The 22,934-nt window shown below is 73.1% G+C and carries 18 protein-coding genes; 3 read left to right on the forward strand and 15 right to left on the reverse strand.

Annotated features, from left to right (window positions below):
• Positions 1 to 60: 60 nt before the first annotated feature.
• The 11 genes from AYX06_RS05505 to AYX06_RS05555 all read right to left on the reverse strand — a co-directional run bounded on the left by AYX06_RS05505 (position 61) and on the right by AYX06_RS05555 (position 16,698).
• The gene (locus tag AYX06_RS05505) at positions 61 to 1,146 is read right to left on the reverse strand and encodes an inositol-3-phosphate synthase (protein WP_062734930.1); all 1,086 of its coding nucleotides are present in this window, start codon (positions 1,144 to 1,146) and stop codon (positions 61 to 63) included.
• Between the two features lie 173 nt (positions 1,147 to 1,319).
• Complete coding sequence (locus AYX06_RS05510; RefSeq protein ID WP_062734931.1) at positions 1,320 to 1,859, reverse strand: hypothetical protein; 540 nt, start codon at positions 1,857 to 1,859, stop codon at positions 1,320 to 1,322.
• Between the two features lie 135 nt (positions 1,860 to 1,994).
• Positions 1,995 to 2,699, reverse strand: coding sequence for a LysE family translocator (locus AYX06_RS05515; protein ID WP_062734932.1), 705 nt, complete (start codon positions 2,697 to 2,699; stop codon positions 1,995 to 1,997).
• Between the two features lie 20 nt (positions 2,700 to 2,719).
• Positions 2,720 to 3,802, reverse strand: a complete 1,083-nt coding sequence (gene mgrA, locus AYX06_RS05520; protein ID WP_084271469.1) for an L-glyceraldehyde 3-phosphate reductase — start codon at positions 3,800 to 3,802, stop codon at positions 2,720 to 2,722.
• A gap of 50 nt (positions 3,803 to 3,852) precedes the next feature.
• Positions 3,853 to 5,727 (reverse strand): malto-oligosyltrehalose trehalohydrolase, encoded by a 1,875-nt coding sequence (gene treZ, locus AYX06_RS05525; RefSeq protein WP_062734933.1) that lies wholly within the window; start codon positions 5,725 to 5,727, stop codon positions 3,853 to 3,855.
• A gap of 5 nt (positions 5,728 to 5,732) precedes the next feature.
• Positions 5,733 to 8,090, reverse strand: coding sequence for a malto-oligosyltrehalose synthase (gene treY / locus AYX06_RS05530; protein ID WP_062734934.1), 2,358 nt, complete (start codon positions 8,088 to 8,090; stop codon positions 5,733 to 5,735).
• A gap of 83 nt (positions 8,091 to 8,173) precedes the next feature.
• Entirely contained in the window at positions 8,174 to 10,360 is a 2,187-nt protein-coding gene (gene glgX / locus AYX06_RS05535) for a glycogen debranching protein GlgX (protein ID WP_062734935.1), read from the reverse strand.
• A 139-nt stretch (positions 10,361 to 10,499) separates the two neighbouring features.
• Positions 10,500 to 12,062 carry an NAD(P)H-hydrate epimerase gene (locus AYX06_RS05540; protein WP_062734936.1) on the reverse strand — a complete coding sequence of 521 codons (1,563 nt, stop codon included), beginning with the start codon at positions 12,060 to 12,062 and terminating at the stop codon, positions 10,500 to 10,502.
• On the reverse strand, positions 12,059 to 12,481 hold the full coding sequence (locus tag AYX06_RS05545; RefSeq protein ID WP_062734937.1) for a holo-ACP synthase: 423 nt from the start codon (positions 12,479 to 12,481) through the stop codon (positions 12,059 to 12,061). The genes AYX06_RS05540 and AYX06_RS05545 overlap by 4 nt, the downstream gene beginning before the upstream one ends.
• Before the next feature lie 93 nt (positions 12,482 to 12,574).
• Complete coding sequence (gene glmS / locus AYX06_RS05550) at positions 12,575 to 14,467, reverse strand: glutamine--fructose-6-phosphate transaminase (isomerizing) (RefSeq protein WP_062734938.1); 1,893 nt, start codon at positions 14,465 to 14,467, stop codon at positions 12,575 to 12,577.
• 134 nt (positions 14,468 to 14,601) lie between these two features.
• Positions 14,602 to 16,698, reverse strand: a complete 2,097-nt coding sequence (locus tag AYX06_RS05555; RefSeq protein WP_186815620.1) for a PTS mannitol transporter subunit IICBA — start codon at positions 16,696 to 16,698, stop codon at positions 14,602 to 14,604.
• 175 nt (positions 16,699 to 16,873) lie between these two features.
• On the opposite strand from AYX06_RS05555, the gene coaA reads away from it, so the two are divergent.
• From coaA to mscL, 3 genes are all read left to right on the forward strand, one after another.
• On the forward strand, positions 16,874 to 17,830 hold the full coding sequence (gene coaA, locus AYX06_RS05560) for a type I pantothenate kinase (RefSeq protein ID WP_084271470.1): 957 nt from the start codon (positions 16,874 to 16,876) through the stop codon (positions 17,828 to 17,830).
• The gene (locus tag AYX06_RS05565) at positions 17,830 to 18,699 is read left to right on the forward strand and encodes a M15 family metallopeptidase (RefSeq protein ID WP_062734941.1); all 870 of its coding nucleotides are present in this window, start codon (positions 17,830 to 17,832) and stop codon (positions 18,697 to 18,699) included. The genes coaA and AYX06_RS05565 overlap by 1 nt, the downstream gene beginning before the upstream one ends.
• 126 nt (positions 18,700 to 18,825) lie before the next feature.
• Positions 18,826 to 19,218, forward strand: a complete 393-nt coding sequence (gene mscL / locus AYX06_RS05570) for a large conductance mechanosensitive channel protein MscL (RefSeq protein WP_062734942.1) — start codon at positions 18,826 to 18,828, stop codon at positions 19,216 to 19,218.
• Positions 19,219 to 19,283: 65 nt separating this feature from the next.
• Here the strand turns inward: mscL and glmM are convergent, their stop codons facing one another.
• From glmM to truA, 4 genes are all read right to left on the reverse strand, one after another.
• Positions 19,284 to 20,639: a phosphoglucosamine mutase gene (glmM, locus tag AYX06_RS05575; RefSeq protein ID WP_062734943.1), complete on the reverse strand. Its 1,356-nt coding sequence runs from the start codon at positions 20,637 to 20,639 to the stop codon at positions 19,284 to 19,286.
• A gap of 136 nt (positions 20,640 to 20,775) precedes the next feature.
• Positions 20,776 to 21,282 (reverse strand): 30S ribosomal protein S9, encoded by a 507-nt coding sequence (rpsI, locus tag AYX06_RS05580; protein WP_062734944.1) that lies wholly within the window; start codon positions 21,280 to 21,282, stop codon positions 20,776 to 20,778.
• A 38-nt stretch (positions 21,283 to 21,320) separates the two neighbouring features.
• Positions 21,321 to 21,764, reverse strand: coding sequence for a 50S ribosomal protein L13 (gene rplM / locus AYX06_RS05585; protein ID WP_062734945.1), 444 nt, complete (start codon positions 21,762 to 21,764; stop codon positions 21,321 to 21,323).
• 261 nt (positions 21,765 to 22,025) lie between these two features.
• Positions 22,026 to 22,925, reverse strand: coding sequence for a tRNA pseudouridine(38-40) synthase TruA (gene truA / locus AYX06_RS05590; protein WP_062734946.1), 900 nt, complete (start codon positions 22,923 to 22,925; stop codon positions 22,026 to 22,028).
• Positions 22,926 to 22,934 lie beyond the last annotated feature (9 nt).

Here is a 22,934-nt window from a genome sequence, read left to right on the forward strand (position 1 = left end):
GGCACGGCAGGAGCCCCGCACCGGGCCGGTGCGGGGCTCCTGGGCCCGGAGGGGCGGCGCTCAGCGTTCGAGGTCGCCGCGGATGAAGGCCTCCAGGTTCGCCCGGGCGGTGTCGTCGGCCTGCTGCTCGGGCGGGGACTTCATGAAGTACGCCGCCGCCGAGGTCAGCGGCCCGCCGATCCCGCGGTCCAGGCCGATCTTCGCCGCCCGGATCGCGTCGATGATCACCCCGGCCGAGTTCGGGGAGTCCCACACCTCCAGCTTGTACTCCAAGGAGATCGGGGCGTTGCCGAAGCCGTGGCCCTCCAGCCGCACGAAGGCGAACTTGCGGTCATCCAGCCACGGCACGTGGTCGGAGGGGCCGATGTGCACGTCCTGGGTGCCGAACTCCCGCACCACGTTGGAGGTCACCGCCTGGGTCTTGGAGATCTTCTTGGACTCCAGCCGGGTGCGCTCGAGCATGTTCATGAAGTCCATGTTCCCGCCCACGTTGAGCTGATAGGTCCGGTCCAGCACGTAGCCGCGGTCCTCGAAGAGCTTGGCCAGCACCCGGTGGGTGATCGTCGCCCCGATCTGGGACTTGATGTCGTCCCCCACGATCGGCACCCCCGCGGCCGTGAACTTCTCCGCCCACTCCTCGGTGGAGGCGATGAACACCGGCAGGGCGTTGACGAAGGCCACCCCCGCGTCCAGGGCGGCCTGGGCGTAGAACCGGTCGGCGGCCTCGGAGCCCACCGGCAGATAGGACACCAGCACGTCCACCTGCGCCTCCCGCAGCGCCTGCGCGACGTCCACCGGCTCGGCGTCCGACTCCTGGACCATCTCCCGGTAGTAGGCCCCCAGCCCGTCCAGGGTCGGCCCGCGCTGGACGGTCACCCCGGTGTGCGGGACCGGGGCGAAGACCATGGTGTTGTTCTGCCCGGCGGTGATCGCCTCGCACAGATCGACCCCGACCTTGGCGGCGTCGACGTCGAAGGCGGCCACGAACTGCACGTCGGAGACGTGGTAGTCGCCGAAGACCACGTGCATCAGCCCGGGCACGGTCTGCCCCGGGTCGGCGTCGGCGTAGAAGTGCACGCCCTGGATCAGGGACGAGGCGCAGTTGCCGACACCGGCCACGGCCACTCGGATCGGATGGTGGGACACGATTCTCCTTCGTCGTGGAACGTCCGCCCCCCGCCCGGCGGCTCAGGCCGCAGCGACGTCGTCGACGGCGTCCGGGTGCAGCGGGGAGGACTCAAACCCCCCAAGTCTAGACCCCGCCACGGGGAACGGCCCGCCCCCGGAGGGACGGGCCGTTCCCGCGGGCGGGCCGTCGGTCAGCGCAGCCAGCCCTGGAGCACGTTGCGCGGCCGCTGCATCTCGCCGTGCTTGGCCCCGAGGACCACCACGGTCCCCGACAGGGCGGGGATCACCCACTGGAGCACCTTCAGCTGCTTCTGGGCGGAGGCCAGCTCCGGGGAGGCGTCCGGGCGGGGCTCGGTGGCGCCCTGCGCGCCCTCGTCCGAGAGCTTCTCGATCTTCTTGCCGAGCACGCGGGAGTAGGCCGTGACGCCGGCGCCCACGACGGTGATCAGGGCCTTGGAGACCGTCGCCCCGCCGACCCCCTCCTGGGTGGTCAGCCGGCCCTTGTTCTGGGCGATGAGGGCCGCGCCGGCGACGCCGTGGGCGACCAGTGCCGCCGCCTGGAGAGGGGCCCACTTCTTCCACCCCAGGTTGGACAGGCGGGTGCGCTCCCGCGGGTCCTGGGCGGCCGCGGCCGCCCCGTTGAGCCCGACGGCGCCCATGAGGGAGCCGCCGAACCATGCCGCCGCGGTGAGGTCGTGGATCGAGCGGGTCAGGTACTCGTTGTCGGACATCGCACTGCTCTTCCTGTTGACGGGCTCAGAGCGACCGCGGAGCGGACGCTCCAGCAATAAGGATGCTTAGTTCCTATCCTCGGCCGGTGCGGGAGGGAACCCCTGGCGGCGTGTGACCGCCGACGGGGGCGATTCTCACAGCGCGCTCACCAGCAACGCCAGGGCGAGCACCAGGAACAGGGCTCCGGAGGCCAGCTCCACGACGGCGCCGTGGCGGCGGAAGGTCGCCGCCAGCCGCTCGACGGAGCCCATCCAGGCCACGGCGGTGAACCAGGCAAGGCCCACCGCCACCAGCAGCACGAAGACCAGGGCGGTCTCCCACCAGCGGGCCCCGGCCGGGACCACGTTGGCGAACAGGGCCACGAAGAAGATGATGGCCTTCGCGTTCGAGAGGTTGGTGACGAGCCCCAGCACGAACGCCCGGGCCGGGCCGAGCGCCCGCCCGCGCGGCACCGCACCGGGCAGCGGCACTGCACCCGGCGGCACCGTGGACGGGGCGGACCCCGTGGGCGGGGCCGGTCCCGCCGGCACGGCCGCCGGCGCGGTCCGTGCGGCGAGCCCGGCCCGGACCCCGTTCACCCCCAACCAGCCGAGGAACAGCGCCCCCGCCACCTGGATGAGCCGCTGCGCGGTGTCGGCCTGGCTGATCAGGACGGTGACGCCCGTGAGGGACAGCGTGATCCACACGAGGTTGCCGGTCATCACGCCCACGGCGGTGAGCACCCCGGCCGCGCGGGAGCCCAGCGACGAGTTGCGCAGGATCACCAGCACGTCCGGGCCGGGGGCGACGATCCCGGCGATCCACAGCCCCAGCAGGGCGAGGTACTGCGAGACCTCCACGGCCTACCGGGTCCTGCGGCTCATGCGTGCTTGGAGTCCTGGGCGCCCGCCCAGATGTTGATGTCGGAGTCGGTGGCCAGCCGGTCGATGGCCTCCAGCTCCCCGGGGGTGAACGCGAGGTTGCGCACCGCGCCCACGCTGTCCTCGAGCTGCTGCGGGGAGGAGGCGCCCACGAGGGCCGTGGTCACCTGCCCGTCCTGCTGCTCGCGCAGCACCCACGCGATCGCCATCTGGGCCAGGCTCTGCCCGCGGTCGGCGGCGATCTCGTGCAGGCCGCGGACCTTCTCCAGGGTCGTGTCCGAGAGCCACTCCGGCTTCAGGGACTTCTCGGCCGCGGCCCGGGAGCCCTCCGGGATCCCGTCGAGGTAGCGGTCCGTGAGCATGCCCTGGGCCAGCGGGGAGAACACGATCGAGCCCATGCCGGCCTCGGTCAGCGCCCCCAGCAGCGAGGTCCCCGAGGGGCCCGGGGCCTCGACCCACCGGTTGAGCATCGAGTAGGAGGGCTGGTGGATCAGCAGCGGGGTGCCGAGCTCGCGCATGATCTGCTGGGCGCGCAGGGTCAGCTCCGCGTTGTAGGAGGAGATCCCCACGTACAGTGCCCGCCCCGAGCGCACGACGTGGTCGAGGGCCCGCATGGTCTCCTCGAGCGGCGTGTCCGGGTCCGGGCGGTGGTGGTAGAACACGTCCACGTGGTCCAGGCCCATCCGCTGCAGGGACTGGTCCAGGGAGGACACCAGGTACTTGCGCGAGCCGCCGAAGCCGTAGGGCCCCGGCCACATGTCCCAGCCGGCCTTCGTGGAGATCACCAGCTCGTCCCGGTAGGGCGCGAAGTCCTCCCGCAGGATCCTGCCGAAGTTCAGCTCGGCGGACCCGGCCGGCGGGCCGTAGTTGTTGGCGAGGTCGAAGTGGGTCACGCCGAGGTCGAAGGCCCGGCGCAGCGTGGCCCGCTGGGTGGCGAGCGGCTTGTCGTCGCCGAAGTTGTGCCACAGGCCCAGGGAGATCACGGGCAGCTTGAGCCCGGAGTGCCCCACCCGCCGGAAGGGCATGGTCTCGTAGCGGTCCTCGGCGGCGAGGTAGCGGGCATCGGGTCCGTAGGTGCGCACGGCGGCCTTTCGTGGGTCGGTGGACGATCGGGGAGACGGGTCGCGGCGGCTCAGTACCGCACCACCGCCGCGCCGTGGGCGGGCAGCGCGGCGACGGCGCCGCCGTCGGCCCCCGCGGTGAGGGACACCTCGCCGGAGCGGAACAGCACCTCGGCGCCGGCCGCTCCCGGCACGGGCGCCTCGACGGGGCCCGCCCCGAAGTTCAGGACGACGGCGACCCCGTGGTCGGAGCCCGGCGCAGTGGCCCGGCGGAGCACGAACCAGCGGGCGTCCTCGTCGTGGTCGGTGCCGATGGTCGCGAAGCGCGGGTCCGTGAGCTCGGGCACCGCGCGCCGCAGCGCGATGAGCTCGCGGTAGGCGGCCAGCACCCGGGCGTGGTCGCCCCGGCCGGGCTCGTCCCAGTCCAGCTTCGAGTCGGTGAAGGTGCTGGGCGCCTGCGGGTCCGGGACCGTGGACTCGTCCCAGCCCATCGCGGCGAACTCCGCCTTGCGGCCCTTCGCCACGGCCTCGCCGAGCTCGGGCTCGGGGTGGGCGGTGAAGAACTGCCAGGGGGTGGACGCGCCCCACTCCTCCCCCATGAACAGCATGGGGGTGAACGGCTGGGTGAGCAGCACGGTGGCGCCGAGCACCAGCTGGTCGGCCGAGAGGCTCGCGCTGATCCGGTCCCCGGCGGCCCGGTTGCCCACCTGGTCGTGGTTCTGGATGCAGGTGACGAACTGCCACGGGCGCACCCGCTGCTTGTCGACCGGCCGGCCGTGGTGGCGGCCGCGGAACACCGACATGGTGCCGTCGTGGTAGAACGCGTCGCGCATGACCTTGTCGAGGGTCCCCAGCGCGGCGAAGTCGGCGTAGTAACCCTGGGTCTCCCCGGTCAGCGCCACGTGGGCGGCGTGGTGGAAGTCGTCGAGCCACTGCCCGGTCATGCCCAGGCCGTGGGCCGTGGTCGGCGTGATCATCCGGTGGTCGTTGAGGTCGGACTCGGCCACCGTGAACAGCGGCTTGCCCGTCTCCACGCCCACCCGCTCCACGAGCTCGGCGATCTCCTCGAGGATGTGCACGGCCCGGTGGTCCTGCAGCGCGTGCACGGCGTCGAGGCGGAAGCCGTCCACGTGGTAGTCGCGCAGCCACATCTCCACGTTGTCGAGGATGTAGTCGCGCACCCCGTCCGAGCCCCAGCCGTCGAGGTTGATGAGGTCGCCCCAGGTGCTGGAGCCGGGCTTGAAGTAGTCGGCGAACAGGGGCAGGTAGTTCCCGGACGGGCCCAGGTGGTTGTAGACCACGTCCTGGATCACGCCGATCCCGCGCTGGTGGCACGCGTCCACGAAGCGCTGGTAGGCCGCGGGCCCGCCGTAGGACTCGTCCACGGTGTACCAGAGGACGCCGTCGTAGCCCCAGTTGTGCTCGCCGTTGAAGCCGTTGACGGGCAGCAGCTCCACGAAGTCCACGCCGAGCTCCACGAGGTGGTCGAGCCGCTCGACCGCCGCGTCGAGCGTGCCCGCGGGGGTGAAGGTGCCGATGTGCAGCTCGTAGATCACCGAGCCCGCGAGGGTCCGGCCCGTCCACGCGGCGTCGCCCCACCGGTGCGCGGAGGGGTCGAAGGTGCAGGACAGGTCGTGCACGCCCTGCGGCTGGCGGCGCGAGCGGGGGTCGGGCAGGACCTCGGAGACCTGCGAGCGCTCCTCGGGGGTGCCCTCGTCGAAGGTCTTGCCCAGGACGTAGCCGTAGCGGACGGTGCCCGCGGGGACGTCGGCGTCGTCGGGCAGGGTCCACCAGCCGTCGCGGCGGGCGGCGGGCCCCTCGGGGGAGTCCGCGGGCAGGGCGGCGGCGGGGACCATGGCGTGGTCCTCGCCCTCGATCCGCGCGGTCACGGACCTGGCGTGCGGGGCCCAGACGTCGAAGCGGTTCAGGTGGTCACGGGTTGTCATGGGGTTCAGGAGTCCTTCCGGCGCAGCAGCGCCACGGGGTAGTCGGACAGCAGGGCGGACAGCGCCACGGTGCCCGTGTGCGGGCGGCGGGTGAGCACGTCCTCGAAGTCGCCCCCGGGCAGCTCGAGGGTCTCGTCGGTGAAGCCGCCCCGGGCCGCCAGGCCCAGGGGAAGCCGGGTGACCACGGTCACGGCGCCGCCGCGGTCGAAGGCGAACACGTGCCCGGCCCGCGGTCCGGAGGCCTCCAGCGCGGTGTAGCCGTCGAACAGCTCCGGGTGGTCGCGGCGCAGCCGGAGGGCCCGGCTGGTGACGAGCAGCTTGGCCGCGGCGTCGGGGCCCACGGCCGGGATCCCCTCGGCGGTCCCGCCCACGGGGGTGTCCAGCCGGGCGAGCATCGCGGCCCGCGCCTCGAAGTCCACGGGGCGGCGGTTGTCCGGGTCCACGAGGGACTCGGCCCACAGCTCGGAGCCCTGGTAGACGTCGGGGACGCCGGGCATCGTGAGCTGGACCAGCTTGGCCGCGAGCCCGTTGCTCCAGCCGGCCTCGGTGACGTGCTGGGCGAAGCCCTCCACCACGGCCCGGATCTCGGGGTCGTGGAAGACCAGGTCGATGAACCGCACGAGCCGGTCCTCGAAGTCCGCGTCCCCGTCCACCCAGGCGGTCGAGCTGCCGGCCTCGCGGGCGGCCTTGAGCGCGTAGTCCACGGTGCGCTCCTGGGAGATCGGCCAGGCGCCCACCACGGCCTGCAGCACGAGGTTGACCAGCGGCCCGTCGCCCACCCGGACGCCGGCCTCCTCGGCAAGCCTCTTCGCGGTGCCCACCACGCCGGCCCACTGCTCGCCGGCCTCGGACAGGACCGTGATCCGGGCGCGCACGGCCTCCGAGCGCTTGGTGTCGTGCGTGGACAGGGCGGTCATGGCCAGCGGCTCCTCGGCGGCCCGGCGGCCGAGCTCCGCGTGGGCCTCCCCGGGCGTCACGGCGAAGTGCGAGGGGTCGCCGCCCACCTCGGTCAGGGAGGTCAGGCGGGGGAAGCGGTAGAACGCGGTGTCCTCTACGCCCTTGGCCATGACCATCCCGGAGGTCTGCTGGAAGCGGCGGGCCAGCTCGCCGAGCTCGGCGTCGTCCGTGGCGCCGACCCCGAGCAGCTCCCCCAGGGTGCCGATCGGCCCGGCGAGGTCGGGGCGCCGCCCCCCGGCGGCGTCGAGGGCCGCGCGCAGGTGCTCGGCGCCCTCGGGGAGGTAGCTGCGGTAGACGGGGAAGTTCGCGAGGATCTCCGCGAGGGCGTCCACGGCCTCGTCGTGGCCGAGCCCGGCGTCGGCGGGAACCGCCCGGGCCAGGCGCAGGACCTCGGCGTGCAGGGCGTTGTCGGCCATGGCGCGCTTGGTGCCGTGGATCATCTCCTCCCAGTGCACCGGCTCCCCGCCGCGCAGGCGGGCGTCGAGGCTGGTGAGGGCGTACTCCCCCGCCGGGTCGGTGAGCAGCCGGTCGAGCACGCCCAGGGCGTCGTAGCCCGTGGTGCCGGCCGTGGCCCAGTCCCGGGGCAGCCGCTCGCCGGGCTCCAGGATCTTCTCCACGACGACGTAGGCGCCGCCGGTGAGCTCCTTCAGCCGCTCGAGGTACTGCCGCGGGTCGCGCAGCCCGTCGGGGTGGTCGATGCGCAGCCCGTCGACGAGGCCCTCGTCGATCCAGCGCTTGATCTCGGCGTGGGACTCGTCGAAGACCTGCGGGTCCTCCACCCGCACCCCGGCGAGCGTGGCCACGGTGAAGAAGCGGCGGTAGTTCAGCTCGGCGTCCCCGCGGCGCCAGTTGATCAGCTCGTAGTGCTGGCGGGCGTGGACCTCCCGCGGGTCGTCGCCGGCGGCCCAGGTGCCCTCCGCGAGGGGGTAGACGTTGTCGTAGTAGCGCAGCGTGCCGTCCTCGACGCGCAGCCGGTCGAGCTCGTCCGCGCCGTCGCCGAGCACGGGGATCAGCACCTTGCCGCCGCCGGCCTCCCACTCGACGTCGAAGGCGTCCGCGTAGGGCGAGTCCTGCCCCTGCGCGAGCAGGGACCACCACCACGGGTTCTGCTCCGGGACGGCCACGCCCTGGTGGTTGGGGACGATGTCGACCAGCACGCCCATGCCGCGGGCGTGGGCGGCGTCGGCGAGCGCCCTGAGCCCGGCGGGGCCGCCCCGGACGGGGTCCACCTCGGCCGGGGAGGCGACGTCGTAGCCGTGGTCCGAGCCGTCGACGGCCCGCAGGATCGGGGACAGGTAGACCCAGTCCGCGCCGAGGTCGTGGAGGTAGTCCACGAGCCCGGCCGAGCGGTCCAGCGTCAGGTCGGAGGTGATCTGCAGTCGGTAGGTCGAGATAGGTGTGCGCACCGCTCCAGTCTGTCGGCCCGGCCCCGGAAATGCCAGCAGGCTGTCGACCCGTGTCCGGGTCGACAGCCTGCCGGCGCCTCAGGTCACTGGTCCGTGGGCGTCCGGGAGTACACCGCCACGGAGGCGGCGACCGACGCGTCGGGCTCCTCCTCGGGGGCCTCGTAGGCGCGCAGCACGACCGTGGACTTGCCCTCCAGGGTGATGGAGCTGCGGGCCTTGCGGATCTGCCCGTCGGAGTGCTTCCCGGCGGTGTCCAGGATCTCCTCCCACTGCCGGCCGTAGCGCGCCGGCGGCAGCTTGTACTTCACGGCCTCCGGGTTGGAGTTGAAGTACACGATGAAGTTCACGTCCGTGATGGGGCGCCCGCGCATGTCCACCCCGGCGATGCCGTGGCCGTTGAGCCACATCCCCAGCGAGCGGGACAGCGGCTCGTCCCAGTCGGCGGGCTTCATCGGGGAGCCGTCGGTGTTCAGCCAGGCGATGTCCGGCATGGGCCGGCCGGCGTCGTCCTCGTCCATCTCGACGGGGCGGCCGTCGAAGAAGTTGGATCGGCGGAACGTGGGGTGCTGGTGGCGCAGCTGGGTCACCGCGGCCACGAACTCGGTCAGCGGCCCGTCCATGGTGTCCCAGTCGATCCACGACAGCTCGTTGTCCTGGCAGTAGGTGTTGTTGTTGCCGTTCTGCGTGCGCCCGAGCTCGTCGCCGTGCAGGACCATGGGCGTGCCCTGGGACAGGAGCAGGGTCGCGAGGAAGTTGCGCTGCTGGCGGGCGCGCAGCCCCAGGACCTCCGGGTCGTCGGTGGGGCCCTCCACCCCGCAGTTCCAGGAGCGGTTGTGGGACTCGCCGTCGTTGTTGCCCTCGCCGTTGGCGTCGTTGTGCTTCTCGTTGTAGGAGACGAGGTCGCGCAGGGTGAAGCCGTCGTGGGCGGTGACGAAGTTGATGGAGGCGAAGGGCCGGCGGCCGCTGTGCTCGTAGAGGTCGGCGGAGCCCGTGATGCGGGAGGCGAACTCGCCGAGGGTCGAGGGCTCGCCGCGCCAGAAGTCGCGCACGGTGTCGCGGTACTTGCCGTTCCACTCCGTCCACTGGGGCGGGAAGTTGCCCACCTGGTAGCCGCCGGGGCCGATGTCCCACGGCTCGGCGATGAGCTTGACCTGGGAGACGACCGGGTCCTGCTGGACGAGCTCGAAGAACGTGGAGAGCTTGTCGACGTCGTAGAACTCGCGGGCCAGGGTGGCGGCCAGGTCGAAGCGGAAGCCGTCCACGTGCATCTCGGTCACCCAGTAGCGCAGGGAGTCCATGATCAGCTGCAGCGAGTGCGGGTGGCGGACGTTGAGGGAGTTGCCCGTGCCCGTGTAGTCCATGTAGTACTTCTGGTCGTCCTCGACCGTGCGGTAGTAGGCCTGGTTGTCGATGCCCTTCATCGACAGCGTGGGACCCAGGTGGTTGCCCTCGGCGGTGTGGTTGTAGACCACGTCGAGGATCACCTCGATGTCCGCCTCGTGCAGGGCCTTGACCATGGCCTTGAACTCCTGGACCTGCCCGCCGAGGTCGTTGGTGGAGTGGTACTCGTTGTGCGGGGCGAAGAAGCCGATGGTGTTGTAGCCCCAGTAGTTGCGCAGGCCCTTCTCCAGCAGCGTGGAGTCCTGCACGAACTGGTGCACCGGCATGAGCTCGATCGCGGTCACCCCGAGCTTCTGCAGGTGGGCGATCACGGCCGGGTGGGCGACCCCGGCGTAGGTGCCGCGCTGCTCCTCCGGGATCTCCGGGTGGCGCTCGGTGAGGCCCTTGACGTGCGCCTCGTAGATCACGGACTTGTGGTAGGGGGTGCGCGGGGTGCGGTCGCCCTCCCAGTTGAAGAACGGGTTGATCACCACGCCCTTGGGCATGTGCGGGGCCGAGTCCTCCTCGTTGAAGGAGTCCTCCTCCCCGAAGTTGTACGAGAACAGCGGCTGGGCCCAGTCGAACTCGCCCGCGATCGCCTTCGCGTAGGGGTCGAGCAGCAGCTTGGAGGGGTTGCAGCGCTGGCCCGCCGCGGGGTTCCACGGCCCGTGCACCCGGTAGCCGTAGCGCTGGCCGGGCTGGACCGTGGGCAGGTAGCAGTGCCAGACGTAGCCGTCCTGGGCGTCGACCTCGATGCGGGTCTCCGTCCCGTCGTCGTCGAACAGGCACAGTTCGACCTTCTCGGCGACCTCGCTGAAGAGCGCGAAGTTGGTGCCGGTGCCGTCGAAGGTGGCGCCGAGGGGATAGGGCTGGCCGGGCCAGACTTCCATGGAATCTCCTGTCGTACCGCCGGGCAGGGGTCACCGTCAGCGGGCTGGGTTTCGGGGCAAGTGCGCTTAACCTTAGCCGGGTCGGGCGGCGGCCGTGGCCGCTCGGGCGCCGAGCCGCCCGCCGAGCCGGGTGCGCGGATCAGGGCCGGGAGCGCAGCACCCGCCGGACGTTGCCGGCGAGGACCGTGGGCGGCACGGGCCCGAGCCCGTCCAGGCGGGAGGCGTACCCGTGGACGGCCACGGCGAGCGCGGCCGCCACCGCGAGGCGGGCGTCCCCTCGGGCCCAGTCCCCGGCGGCGGCGAACGCGTCCGGGTCCTCGGCGCAGCCGGCGAGCGCGGCGCCCATGATCCCCGCGAGGGTGTCCCCGCTGCCGGCCGTGGCCAGCCAGGGGCTGCCGTCCGCCTGGGAGAGCAGCGTGCCGTCCGGGGCCGCCACCAGGGTGGTGGCGCCCTTGAGCACGACCACGGCGCCCGTGGCCTCCGCGGCCGCGCGGACCCACCGGGCGGGCTCGGCCTCGATCGCGGCGCGGTCGGGGGCGTCCGCGTCCCCGCGCAGGGCGGCCAGCCAGGCGAGGACCTGCTCCAGCTCCCCGGCGTGCGGGGTCAGCACCTTCCCGGGGCCGAGACCGCCCTCGGCCGCGGCGCGCGCCGCGGCCGTGAGCGCGCCGGCGTCCACGACGGCGGGCAGCCCCCCGCCGAGGACCGCCCCGATCCGCGACTCCTGCGCGGGGTCGCCCACCGCGCCCGGTCCCACGACCCACGCCTGGACGTGCACGTCGGCGGGGTGGTCCTCGGAGGCGACGACCTCCGGGCTGGTCAGGCAGACGAGCGAGCGGGTCGCGGCGTCGCCGAGGTGGCGGACCATGCCGGCGCCGGCGTCCACGGCGGCCCGGGTGCACATGAGGGCGGCACCGGGGTACGTGGGCGAACCGGCCACGACGCCGACCACGCCGCGGGAGTACTTGTGGGAGGCCGCGCCCGGCCGCGGCCACAGCGCCGCGACGTCGCCGGGCTCGAGGCGGCGCAGCGCCGGGGCGGGCAGGGCGGCCTCGATGCCGATCCGCACGGTGCGCACCTCCCCGCAGGAGCGTTCGCCCGGGGGCAGGAGGAGCCCGGCCTTCGCGCCGCCGAAGCTCACCGTCACGTCCGCGGGGAGCACCGGCCCGCAGACGGCGCCCGTGTCGGCCGAGACCCCGGAGGGGACGTCGCAGGCCACGACCAGCGGGGCGTCCCGGTCCGGCCACCGCTCCAGCACCGCCCGGACGAGGTCCGCGGCGGCGCCGCGCAGCCCGCCGCGGGCACCGGTGCCGAGCACGGCGTCGAGCACGAGGTCGGCGGCGAGCACGCGGGCGGGCCCCTCCCCCTCCGGGGACTCCGCCAGCGGCAGGACGCGCCCGCCGGCCGCCGCGAGCGCCGCGGCGGCCTCCGGGTGCAGCCGGTCCCCGACCGCCACGGCCAGCACGGACGCTCCGCGCCGGGCGAGCTCGGCCCCGGCCCACAGGCCGTCCCCGCCGTTGTTCCCGGTGCCGGCCAGGACGACCACCCGGGCCCCGGCGACCCGGCCGCGGCGGGCGCGCAGGCGCTCGGCGCAGGCCAGAGCCAGTCCGTGCGCGGCGCGGCGCATCAGGGCGGGACCCTCCCCCCGGGCCAGGAAGGGCGCCTCCGCGTCACGGACCTGCGCGCCCGTGTACGCCGCGATCACGACGCCGCCCCGTCCCCGCAGGACTCCGCCGCCCGGGCCCCGGCGGCCGCGGCGCCGGCGGGCTCCCCGGTGCGCTCGGCGATGACCATGGCCATCGCGATCCCGCCGTCGTGGGTCATGGTCAGGTGCCACCGGTCGATGCCCTGCCGCCGGGCCTCCTCCGCCACGGTCCCCTCGGTGCACAGCACCGGGGCGCCGGCGGGGTCGTTCTCGATCCAGCAGTGCTGCCAGATCATGCCGGGCGGCGCCTTCAGCGCCTTGGCCGCCGCCTCCTTCGCCGCGAAGCGCGCCGCGAGCGACCGGACGTGCAGGTCCCGCTCGAGCGGGGTGAACAGCCGGGCCACGAGGCCGGGGGTGCGGGCGATCTGCTCCTCGAAGCGGGCGATGTCCACCACGTCGATGCCGGTGCCGATGATCATGCCCCCCACCCTAGCCACACCCGGCCGGGGCCTCCGACGAGCACCGGCCCGCCGCCCCGGGAACGGGACGACGGGCCGGTGCCCGGCGGGCGGCTACTCGACGGTGACGGACTTCGCGAGGTTGCGCGGCTGGTCCACGTCGTAGCCCTTGGCGGTGGCGAGCTCGCAGGCGAAGATCTGCAGCGGCACCGTGGTGAGCAGCGGCTGGAGCAGCACCGGGGACTGCGGAACGCGGAAGATGTGGTTCGCGTAGTCGGCGACGGCCTCGTCCCCCTCCTCGGCGATGACGATGGTCACCGCGCCGCGGGCGCGGATCTCCTGGATGTTGGAGACCACCTTCGCGTGCAGGGAGTCGCGGCCCCGCGGGGAGGGCACGATCACGAAGACGGGCTGCCCCTCCTCGATCAGCGCGATCGGGCCGTGCTTGAGCTCGCCGGCGGCGAAGCCCTCGGCGTGGATGTAGGCGAGCTCCTTGAGCTTCAGGGCGCCCTCCAGGGCCACCGGGTAGCCGACGTGGCGGCCGAGGAAGAGCACGGAGGCCGCGTCCTTCATCGACTGGGCGAGGTCCTTGACCGCGGCCTGGGCGTCGATGACCTGCTGGATCTTGGCGGGCATGGCCTCGAGCTCGGCGAGGATCCCGGCGATCTCGTCCTTGTACTTGTTGCCGCGCAGCTGGGCCAGGTAGAGCCCCAGGAGGTAGGCGGCGGTGATCTGGGCCAGGAACGCCTTGGTGGAGGCCACCGCGATCTCGGGCCCGGCGTGCGTGTACAGCGCGGCGTCGGCCTCGCGCGGAATGGTGGAGCCGTTGGTGTTGCAGATCGCCACGACCTTGGCCCCCTGCTCCTGGGCGTGCCGGACGGCCATGAGGGTGTCCATGGTCTCGCCCGACTGGGACAGGGCCACCACCAGGGTGCGCTCGTTGACGATCGGGTCGCGGTAGCGGAACTCGTGGGCGAGCTCCACCTCGGTGGGGATCCGGCACCAGTGCTCGATGGCGTAGCGGGCCACCTGCCCGGCGTAGGCGGCGGTGCCGCAGGCCACGACGACGATCTTGTCCACCGCACGGAGCACGGACTCGTCGATCTTCAGCTCGTCGAGCACGAGGTTGCCGTCCGGGTCCGTGCGGCCCATCAGGGTCTGCTCCACGGCGGCGGGCTGCTCGTTGATCTCCTTCTCCATGAAGGAGGGGAAGCCGCCCTTCTCGGCCGCGGCGGCGTCCCACAGCACCTCGAAGGGCTTGCCCTGGGCCGGGTTGCCGTGGAAGTCGGTGATCTCGTAGTCGTCGGCCGTGATGGTCACGACCTGGTCCTGGCCGAGCTCGACGGCGCTGCGGGTGTAGTCGATGAACCCGGAGACGTCGGAGCCCAGGAAGTTCTCGCCCTCGCCGAGGCCGAGCACCAGCGGGGAGTTGCGGCGGGCCGCGACGACGCGGCCGGGGTGGTCCACGTGCACGGCGAGGAGGGTGAACGCGCCCTCGAGCCGGCGGCAGGCGACCTGCATGGCGGTGGTGAGGTCCTGGTCGCCGAGGTCGTTGTAGGTGTCGGCCAGCAGCGTGGCGGCCACCTCGGTGTCGGTCTCCGAGAGGAACTCGTGGCCCTTCTCGACCAGCTCGCGCTTGATCTCGGCGAAGTTCTCGATGATGCCGTTGTGGATCACGGCCAGCCGGCCGCCGTCGACGACGTGCGGGTGGGCGTTGGTGTCGGACGGGCCGCCGTGGGTGGCCCAGCGGGTGTGCCCGATGCCCGTGGTGGAGGGCGGCAGGGGGCGCTCGCCCAGCTCCTGCTCGAGGTTCAGCAGCTTGCCCGCCTTCTTGCGGAAGCCGACGCTGCCGTTCGAGAGCACCGCCACACCCGCGGAGTCGTAGCCGCGGTACTCGAGGCGCCGGAGGCCTTCCACGAGGACGTCCAGGGCGTCGTGCCCGGAGGAGGTGCCGCGCTCGTCCGCGACCTGGGAGGAGGGGCCCACATATCCAACAATTCCACACATGCGCTTCAGGCTACCGCATGGATCCGTGCCGCCCGGGCGCGCCCGACCGGGGGCGCGGACCCCATTTCCGGGGACGTCCGCGACGCCGCGCCCCCGGAGCGGGCCCGGTCCGACGGCCCGCTCCGGGCCCCGCGTCAGTCGTTGACCTTCCCGAGCAGCTCGAGCACCTCGTCGGCGGTGCTCGCCTCGTCCAGCTGCCGGACCTTCTCCTTGTTGCCGAAGATCTTCGCGACCCGCGACAGGATGGCCAGGTGCTCGTTGTCCTTGCCGGCGATGCCGATCACCCAGGTCACCGGCTTGCCGTTCCAGTCCAGGCCCTCGGGGTACTTCACCACCGACAGGGCCGCGGAGCGGATGCTGTCCTTGGCCTGGTTGGTGCCGTGCGGGATCGCCAGCCCGTTGCCCATGAACGTGGACACGGAGGCCTCGCGCTCGTGCATGGAGGCCACGTACGCGTCGGTCACCGCCCCGGCCGCGACCAGCAGCCCGCCGGCCTCGTCGATGGCCTGCGCGGCGTCGCGCGCCCCGCCGTCCATCACGATCCGCTCCCGGGTCAGGATCGCGCCCCCGGACGGGGCGTCCCCGCCGGTCGCCGGCCCGCCCGTCGCGGCCGCGGCCGCGGGTTCGGACGCGGTGCCGGACGCGGTGCCGGACGCGGTGCCGGACGCGGCGGTGTCCGCTGCCGGGGCGGCGGGGACGGTGGCGCCGTTGCGCTGCTGGACGGCCTCGACGATCTCGTCGTAGCGGGGGCTGCCCATGAAGTTGTCCACGGTCACCACCGAGGCGCTGGGCACCTTGGGGCGGGCCCGGGTGGCCAGGTCCTGGTGGGTGACCACGATGTCGAAGTCGTCGGTGAGGTTGGCGATCGCGGCGTTGGTGACCTTCACGTCCCCGAAGCCGGCGGCCTTGACCTTGTTGCGCAGCACCGAGGCGCCCATCGCGGAGGAGCCCATCCCGGCGTCGCAGGCGAAGACGATGTGGCGCACCGGCCCGCCGTCGGCCAGCTCCCGGGCGGAGGTCCCGCCGGTGTCGGCGCCGCCGCTGGTGCCGACCACCGCGGAGGAGACGCTCGACCTCTTGCCCTTCATCGCCTCCATCCGGGAGGTCGCCTCGGTGAGGTCGCCCTCGCCCTTGTCCCGGGAGGCCTTCAGGATCACCGAGGCCACCAGGAAGGACACCGCGGTGGCCGCGGTCACCGCCAGGATCACCCCGATGTAGGAGTCCGAGGCGGTCTGGGCCAGCACCGCGATGATCGACCCCGGTGCGGCCGGGGCGCGCAGTCCGGCGTCGAAGATGGTCAGCGTGAAGATCCCGGTCATGCCCCCGGCGATCGCGGCGAGGATCAGCGCCGGCTTCATCAGCACGTAGGGGAAGTAGATCTCGTGGATCCCGCCCACGAAGTGGATCAGCGCCGCCCCCGGGGCCGAGGCCCGGGCGGCGCCGCGGCCGAAGAACGTGTAGGCCAGCAGGATGCCCAGCCCCGGACCGGGGTTGGCCTCCAGCAGGAACAGGATCGACTTGCCCTCCTCCAGCGCCTGGGCGGTGCCCAGCGGGGTGAGGATGCCGTGGTTGATCGCGTTGTTCAGGAACAGCACCTTGGCCGGCTCGATCAGGATCGAGGTCAGCGGCAGCAGCCCGCGGGTCACGAGGAAGTCCACCGCCGCCGCGGCCGCGGTGGAGAAGGCCAGCACCGCCGGGCCGACCACGAAGAACCCCACGATCGCCATCAGCGCCGCGAAGATCCCGGCCGAGAAGTTGTTCACCAGCATCTCGAACCCGGGCTTGATCTTCCCGTCCCAGATCGCGTCGATCCGCTTCATCAGCCACGCGGTGAGCGGGCCCATCAGCATCGCCCCGATGAACATCGGGATGTCGGTGCCCACGATCACCCCCATCGTGGCGATCGCCCCGACCACCCCGCCGCGCACGTCGTAGACCATCCGCCCGCCGGTGTAGGCGATCAGCAGCGGCAGCAGGTAGGTGATCATCGGCCCCACCAGGCCCGTGTACGGCTCCCCCTCGGCGTTCTGCCCGAACCCGCCCAGCGGGCCGAAGGGCGTGAACCCGGCCTCGATGAAGAACGCCGTGATCAGCCCCCAGGCGATGAACGCCCCGATGTTGGGCATGATCATCCCCGAGAGGAACGTCCCGAACCGCTGCACGTGCGCGCGGGCGACCTGTGACCGCCCGCCCGTCGATGTTGTCGTTCCCGTGGTCGTCGCCGTGGCCATGGTGCTGTCCTCGCTCTCGGGAGAGGCGGTGCTCCCTCCGGCGGATCGCACGCGCCCTGCGGTGTCGCGACCCGTCGGACGTCGACGGGCCGGAACGTGCCCAAATCTACACCCGGGCCGCGGCGCTGTCTGCGGCGCGCGGGGCCGTGACGCGCCGCGGTCTAGACTGTGCTCGATGACCGCATCTACGCTGAGCGAACGCACCTCGCCCTTCGTGGAGCTCGACCGGCAGACCTGGTCGAGGCTCTCCCACGAGATCGACGTTCCTCTCACCTCTCAGGAGATCGAGAACCTGCGCGGCCTCGGCGACCGGCTCGACGTCGCGGAGGTCCGCGAGGTGTACCTCCCGCTCTCGCGGCTGCTCACCCTCTACGACGAGTCCTCCAACCGGCTCAACGCCTCCACCAACGCCTTCCTCGGCGAGGAGCACGCCCGGACGCCCTTCGTGATCGGCATCGCCGGGTCCGTGGCGGCCGGCAAGTCCACCACCGCCCGCCTGCTGCGGGAGCTGATGTCCCGGTGGCCCTCCACCCCGAACGTCCAGCTGATCACCACGGACGGGTTCCTCCACCCCAACGCCGAGCTCCAGCGCCGCGGGCTCATGGACCGCAAGGGCTTCCCGGAGTCCTACGACCGCCGGGCCCTGCTCCGCTTCGTCGCCAAGATCAAGTCCGGCGCCCCCGAGGTGCGGGCCCCGAAGTACTCGCACCACAGCTACGACATCGTGCCCGGCGAGGAGGTCGTGGTCACCCGGCCCGACGTCGTGATCATCGAGGGGCTCAACGTGCTCGCACCGGCCAAGGTGGGCCCCGGGGACCGGGCCGCCCTCGCCCTCAGCGACTTCTTCGACTTCTCCATCTACGTGGACGCCCGGCCCTCGGACATCGAACGGTGGTACGTGGAGCGGTTCCAGGCGCTGCGCTACTCCGCCTTCGCCGACCCGGGCTCGTACTTCCACCGCTACGCCGATCTCTCCGACGCCGAGGCCGTCGCGACCGCCACCGGGATCTGGCGGCGGATCAACGAGCCGAACCTCATCGAGAACGTGCAGCCGACCCGCGGACGCGCCCGGCTGATCCTCTCCAAGGACTCCGACCACTCGATCCGGCGCGTGCTGCTGCGCAAGAACTGATGCGCGCCCTCCGCAGTGCCGCGCCGGGCCCGGTGCCCCGCGTGACCGGGCTGCTCGGCACGGGACTGCTCGTGGCCGGGCTGCTCGTGGCCGGGCTGCTCGGCGGGTGCGCTCCGGGCGTCGGGCCGTCCGCCGGCCGTGAGGACCCCGCGCCGGGGAGCGCTCCCCCGGCGTCGTCGGCCACCGCCCCGTCCGGCACCGGGCCGTCCGGCACCGCGCCGTCCCCGGGCCCGCCCTCCGGCGACGGGTCCCCCACGGCCCCGGCGGAGCCGCCCCGGCCGCCGGAGCTGGACGACCCGGTCTCCCTGTCGGTCGTGGTCAACAAGCGCCGTCCCCTCGTCCCGGCGGACTGGGCACCGCCGGTCCTCGAGGACGTCGAGGGCCACCGGCTGCGGCCCGAGGCCGCCGCGGCCGCCCGCGGGATGCTCGCCGCGGCGCGGGCGGACGGGGTGCGGCTGCGGATCGTCTCCGGCTACCGCTCCTGGGCGGAGCAGCAGGAGACCTACGCCGGCTGGGTGGCGCGGAAGGGTCCCGCCGCCGCGGACGTCGTCTCCGCCCGGCCGGGCCACTCGGAGCACCAGACCGGTCTGGCCGTGGACGTCGGCGAGGGCGGCGGCTGCGACCTGCAGGTGTGCTTCGCCGACACGGCCGCCGCCGCGTGGGTGGCCGAGCACGGGCCCGAGCACGGCTTCGTCGTCCGCTACCCGTGGGGCGAGGAGGCCGTCACCGGCTACTGGTACGAGCCGTGGCACCTGCGCTATCTCGGGCCCGGGCGCGCGCAGGAGCTCGTGCGCTCGGGCGCCGCCACCCTCGAGGAGTTCGCCGGGCTGGGCCCGGCCCCGGACTACCCGGCGGCCGCCCCGGGCTGATCCACCGCCGGGCCCTCCGGGGCGTCGCGCCGGGCGCCGGCGCCGGGCCAGCCGCCGGGACAGGCCCCGCGACAGGCGCACCGGGGCGGTGGCACCGTGCGGGACGCCGGCGGGTAGTCTGCGGGGATGCTCAAGGGATTCAAGGACTTCATCATGAAGGGCAACGTGCTGGACCTGGCCGTGGCCGTGATCGTCGGCGCGGCCTTCGCCCAGGTCGTCAACGCCATGGTCGAGGCGGTGCTCATGCCGGGGATCTCCGCGCTGGTCGGCTCGCCCGACTTCGACTCGTTCGCCGTGCTCTCCCTCAACGGCAACGACATCAGGTTCGGCGTGCTGCTCACCGCGCTGGTCAACTTCCTGCTCGTGGCCGCCGCGGTCTACGTCGCCGTCGTCCTGCCCATGAACAAGATGCTCGAGGCCCGCAACCGGCGCCTCGGCATCGCCCCGGACGAGGAGGAGGCCGACGCCCAGGTGCAGCTGCTCACGGAGATCCGTGACGAGCTGCGCCGGCGCGCCTGACCCCGGGGACGCGGCAGGCCCGCACCGAGTTCTCGGTGCGGGCCTGCCGCGTCGGCGGTGGCGGCTCAGACCGTGAGGGCCAGCTCCCGCTCCACCACGGAGGCGAGGTACTCGGTCTCCGCCCGGGCGACCTCCTCGGAGGCCGCCTCGACCATCACCCGGACCACGGGCTCCGTGCCCGAGGGGCGCAGCAGCACCCGGCCCGTCTCGCCGAGGCGCTGCTCGACCTCCGCGACGGCCGCCTGCACACCGGGGTTGGAGCCCACCGCGGCGCGATCCACGCCGCGCACGTTCAGCAGCACCTGCGGCAGGCGGGTCATCACCGTGGCCAGCTCCGCGAGCGGCGCCCGGGTCTGGGCCACGCGCGAGGCCAGCATCAGCCCGGTCAGCAGGCCGTCCCCCGTGGTGGCGAAGTCGGACATGATCACGTGGCCGGACTGCTCCCCGCCGAGGTTGTAGCCGTGCTCGGTCATGGTCTCGAGGACGTACCGGTCCCCCACGGCGGTCTCGCGCAGCTCGATGCCCGCCTCCCGCAGGGCGAGCTTGAGCCCGAGGTTGCTCATCACCGTCGCCACCAGGGTGTCGTCGACGAGCCGGCCGGCGTCCTTCATGGCCAGGGCGAGGATCGCCATGATCTGGTCGCCGTCCACCTCCCGGCCGGAGGCGTCCACGGCGAGGCAGCGGTCCGCGTCGCCGTCGTGGGCGATCCCGAGGTCGGCGCCGAGCTCCACGACGGCCCGCCGGAGGGGCTCCAGGTGGGTCGAGCCGCAGCCGTCGTTGATGTTCAGGCCGTCGGGCTCCGCGCCGATGACGTGCACGTCGGCGCCCGCGCCGCGGAACGCGTCCGGGGAGACGCCGCTGGCGGCGCCGTTGGCGCAGTCCAGGACGACGCTGAGGCCCTCCAGCCGGTGCGGGATCGCCCCGACCAGGTGCAGGACGTAGCGGTCCTCCGCGTCCGTGAGCAGGTGGATGCGCCCCACCCCGGCGCCCGTGGGGCGCCGGAAGTCACCGGCCTCGAAGGCCGCCTGGATCTCGTCCTCCACGCGGTCGGGCAGCTTGCGCCCGCCGTGGGCGAGGAACTTGATCCCGTTGTCCGGGGCCGGGTTGTGCGAGGCGGAGATCATCACCCCGAAGTCCGCGTCCAGGTCCGCGACCAGGTAGGCCAGCGCGGGGGTCGGCAGCACTCCGGCGTCGTGCACGTCCACCCCCGACCCGGCGAGGCCGGCGGAGACGGCGGCGCTGAGGAACTCGCCGCTGGCGCGCCCGTCCCGGGCGACGACCGCGGTGGGACGCCGCCCCTCGGGGGCGTGGCCGTGGCCCAGCACGATGGCGGCGGCCTGGGCCAGGTCCAGGGTCATGTTGGCTGTGAGGAGGTCGTTCGCGAGCCCGCGCACGCCGTCCGTTCCGAATAATCTAGACATCGCCCCCCATCCTACGTTCCCGTCGCCGCGGGGGACGGCAGGCGGCGCACGAACGCACGGACCCCGTCCGCGTCCGGTGGGCACCGGGACGGACGGGGTCCGTGGGGCTGGGCGAGCGGGCCGGGCGGCCCGTCGATCAGCGCTTGGAGTACTGCGGGGCCTTGCGGGCCTTCTTCAGACCGGCCTTCTTGCGCTCGATGACGCGCGGGTCACGGGTGAGGAAGCCGGCCTTCTTGAGCGTGGGCCGGTTGTTCTCCACGTCGATCTCGTTCAGGGCGCGGGCCACGCCGTGGCGCAGCGCGCCGGCCTGGCCGGAGGGGCCACCGCCGTGGATGCGGGCGATGACGTCGTAGGCGCCCTCGAGCTCCAGCAGCCGGAAGGGGTCGTTGACCTCCTGCTGGTGCAGCTTGTTCGGGAAGTAGTTCTCCAGGGCGCGACCGTTGATGGTCCACTGGCCGGAGCCGGGGACGACGCGCACGCGGGCGACGGCCTCCTTGCGGCGGCCCACGGCCTGGCCGGAGACGGTCAGGGCGGGACGCTCGGCGGCGACGGCGGTCTCCGCGGCGGGGGCCGACTCGGAGGTGTAGCTGCTCAGCTGCTCCTCGACGTCCACGGTGTTCTGCTCTTCAGTGTTCTGAGCCACGATTCTCCTCGATCAGTTCTTGTCTCGTAGGCCCGGAACTACTGGGCGACCTGGGTGAACTCGAAGGTCTGGGGCTGCTGGGCACCGTGGGGGTGCTCCGGACCGGCGTAGACCTTGAGCTTGGACATCTGCTGGGCGGCCAGCTTGTTCTTCGGGAGCATGCCACGGATGGCCTTCTCCACGGCGCGGACCGGGTTCTTCTCCAGCAGCTCGGCGTAGGAGGTGGACTTGAGTCCGCCCGGGTAGCCGGAGTGGCGGTAGGCCCGCTTCTTCTCGAGCTTGGAGCCGGTCAGGGCGACCTTCTCGGCGTTGATGATGATGACGAAATCACCGGCGTCCACGTGGGGAGCAAAGGTCGGCTTGTGCTTTCCGCGCAGCAGCGTTGCGGTCTGGCTGGCAAGACGACCCAGGACGACGTCGGTGGCATCGATGACGTGCCACTGGCGCTGAATGTCACCGGGCTTCGGGGTGTACGTACGCACGTTAGTTTGCCTTCGTTCGGGTTCTCTCGGTGGCGCTAGTTGGGATCACGCCGTTTCTCGGTGTGCCGTCCGGGGCTCGGGTGAGGACCGAGCTGCATCCGGTGCCCGAGACCCCGGTGCACCGGAGCGCCATGCGTCCTGCAACTGGACGGCGGATCCGGGTACACGTGAACCGAGGCGGGACACGCACAACAGCACCCCACGTTACCGGATCGGGCGGTCAAAGACCACTCCGCGGCATACACCCGGACGGTGAGGCGGTCAATCCCGGTGCAGCGGGTCCCGGAGCGCCCGGGTGCGCTCGGCCCGCTCCCCCAGCCCGGCGTCGCCGGGGTAGCGCACCTCCTCGAGGACGAGGGCGTGCGGGGGCGCCAGGAGCACCCGGGCGTCGCGCACCCGGTCCGCCAGGCGGCGCCCCAGCCAGTCCTGGGCCTCGCGTCCGGCGCCCACCCGGGCCGCGGCGCCGACGACGGAGCGGACCATGTGGTGGCAGAACGCGTCCGCCTCGATGCCGAGCAGCACGAGGCCGTCCCGGTCCCGTTCGACGGACACGCCGAGGACCTCCCGCACCGTGGTGGCGCCCTCCCGCGGCCGGCAGAAGGAGAGGAAGTCGTGCAGCCCGACCAGGTCCTGCACGGCGGCGGCCATCGCGTCGGCGTCCAGCACGTCCTTGGTCCACCAGGTCAGGTGGCGGGTCAGCGGGTCGTGGCCGGCCGCGCCGTCGTCGATCCGGTAGCTGTAGCGGCGCGAGACGGCCGAGAACCGGGCGTCGAAGCCCGCCGGCGCGGCCGCGGCCCGGCGCACCACGACCGCCCCCGGGCTCTCCGGCAGGCCGCGCTCGCGGCGCCCGCGCCCCAGCACGTGGCCGAGCGCCCCGGTGAGCCGGCGTCCGAGCGCGGCCCCGGGGTCCTCCCCCCGGCCGCGGGCGAGTCCGCGCCACTCCTCCGGGGTGAGGTCGAGGTGGACCACCTGGCCGCGGGCGTGGACACCGGCGTCGGTCCGGCCCGCCACCACGACCCGCACCTCGCGGCGCACCAGCACGGCCAGGGCGTCCTCGAGGGAGCCCTGGACGGTGGGCAGCCCCGGCTGGCGGGCCCACCCGGCGAAGGGCGCTCCGTCGTAGGCCAGGTCGATGCGCACCCGCACGGGGGACTCGGTCATGGGCGTTCC

Origin of the sequence: Kocuria turfanensis, from assembly GCF_001580365.1 — a bacterium.
GTDB classification, from domain to species: domain Bacteria; phylum Actinomycetota; class Actinomycetes; order Actinomycetales; family Micrococcaceae; genus Kocuria; species Kocuria turfanensis.

Coding starts and splice junctions, on each gene's coding strand:
- AYX06_RS05510 (WP_062734931.1), bottom strand. CDS start 1,859: ATGTCCGACAACGAGTACCTGACCCGCTCGATCCACGACCTCACCGCG.
- treZ (WP_062734933.1), bottom strand. CDS start 5,727: ATGACAACCCGTGACCACCTGAACCGCTTCGACGTCTGGGCCCCGCAC.
- glgX (WP_062734935.1), bottom strand. CDS start 10,360: ATGGAAGTCTGGCCCGGCCAGCCCTATCCCCTCGGCGCCACCTTCGAC.
- AYX06_RS05545 (WP_062734937.1), bottom strand. CDS start 12,481: ATGATCATCGGCACCGGCATCGACGTGGTGGACATCGCCCGCTTCGAG.
- glmS (WP_062734938.1), bottom strand. CDS start 14,467: ATGTGTGGAATTGTTGGATATGTGGGCCCCTCCTCCCAGGTCGCGGAC.
- AYX06_RS05555 (WP_186815620.1), bottom strand. CDS start 16,698: ATGGCCACGGCGACGACCACGGGAACGACAACATCGACGGGCGGGCGG.
- coaA (WP_084271470.1), top strand. CDS start 16,874: ATGACCGCATCTACGCTGAGCGAACGCACCTCGCCCTTCGTGGAGCTC.
- AYX06_RS05565 (WP_062734941.1), top strand. CDS start 17,830: ATGCGCGCCCTCCGCAGTGCCGCGCCGGGCCCGGTGCCCCGCGTGACC.
- mscL (WP_062734942.1), top strand. CDS start 18,826: ATGCTCAAGGGATTCAAGGACTTCATCATGAAGGGCAACGTGCTGGAC.
- glmM (WP_062734943.1), bottom strand. CDS start 20,639: ATGTCTAGATTATTCGGAACGGACGGCGTGCGCGGGCTCGCGAACGAC.
- truA (WP_062734946.1), bottom strand. CDS start 22,925: ATGACCGAGTCCCCCGTGCGGGTGCGCATCGACCTGGCCTACGACGGA.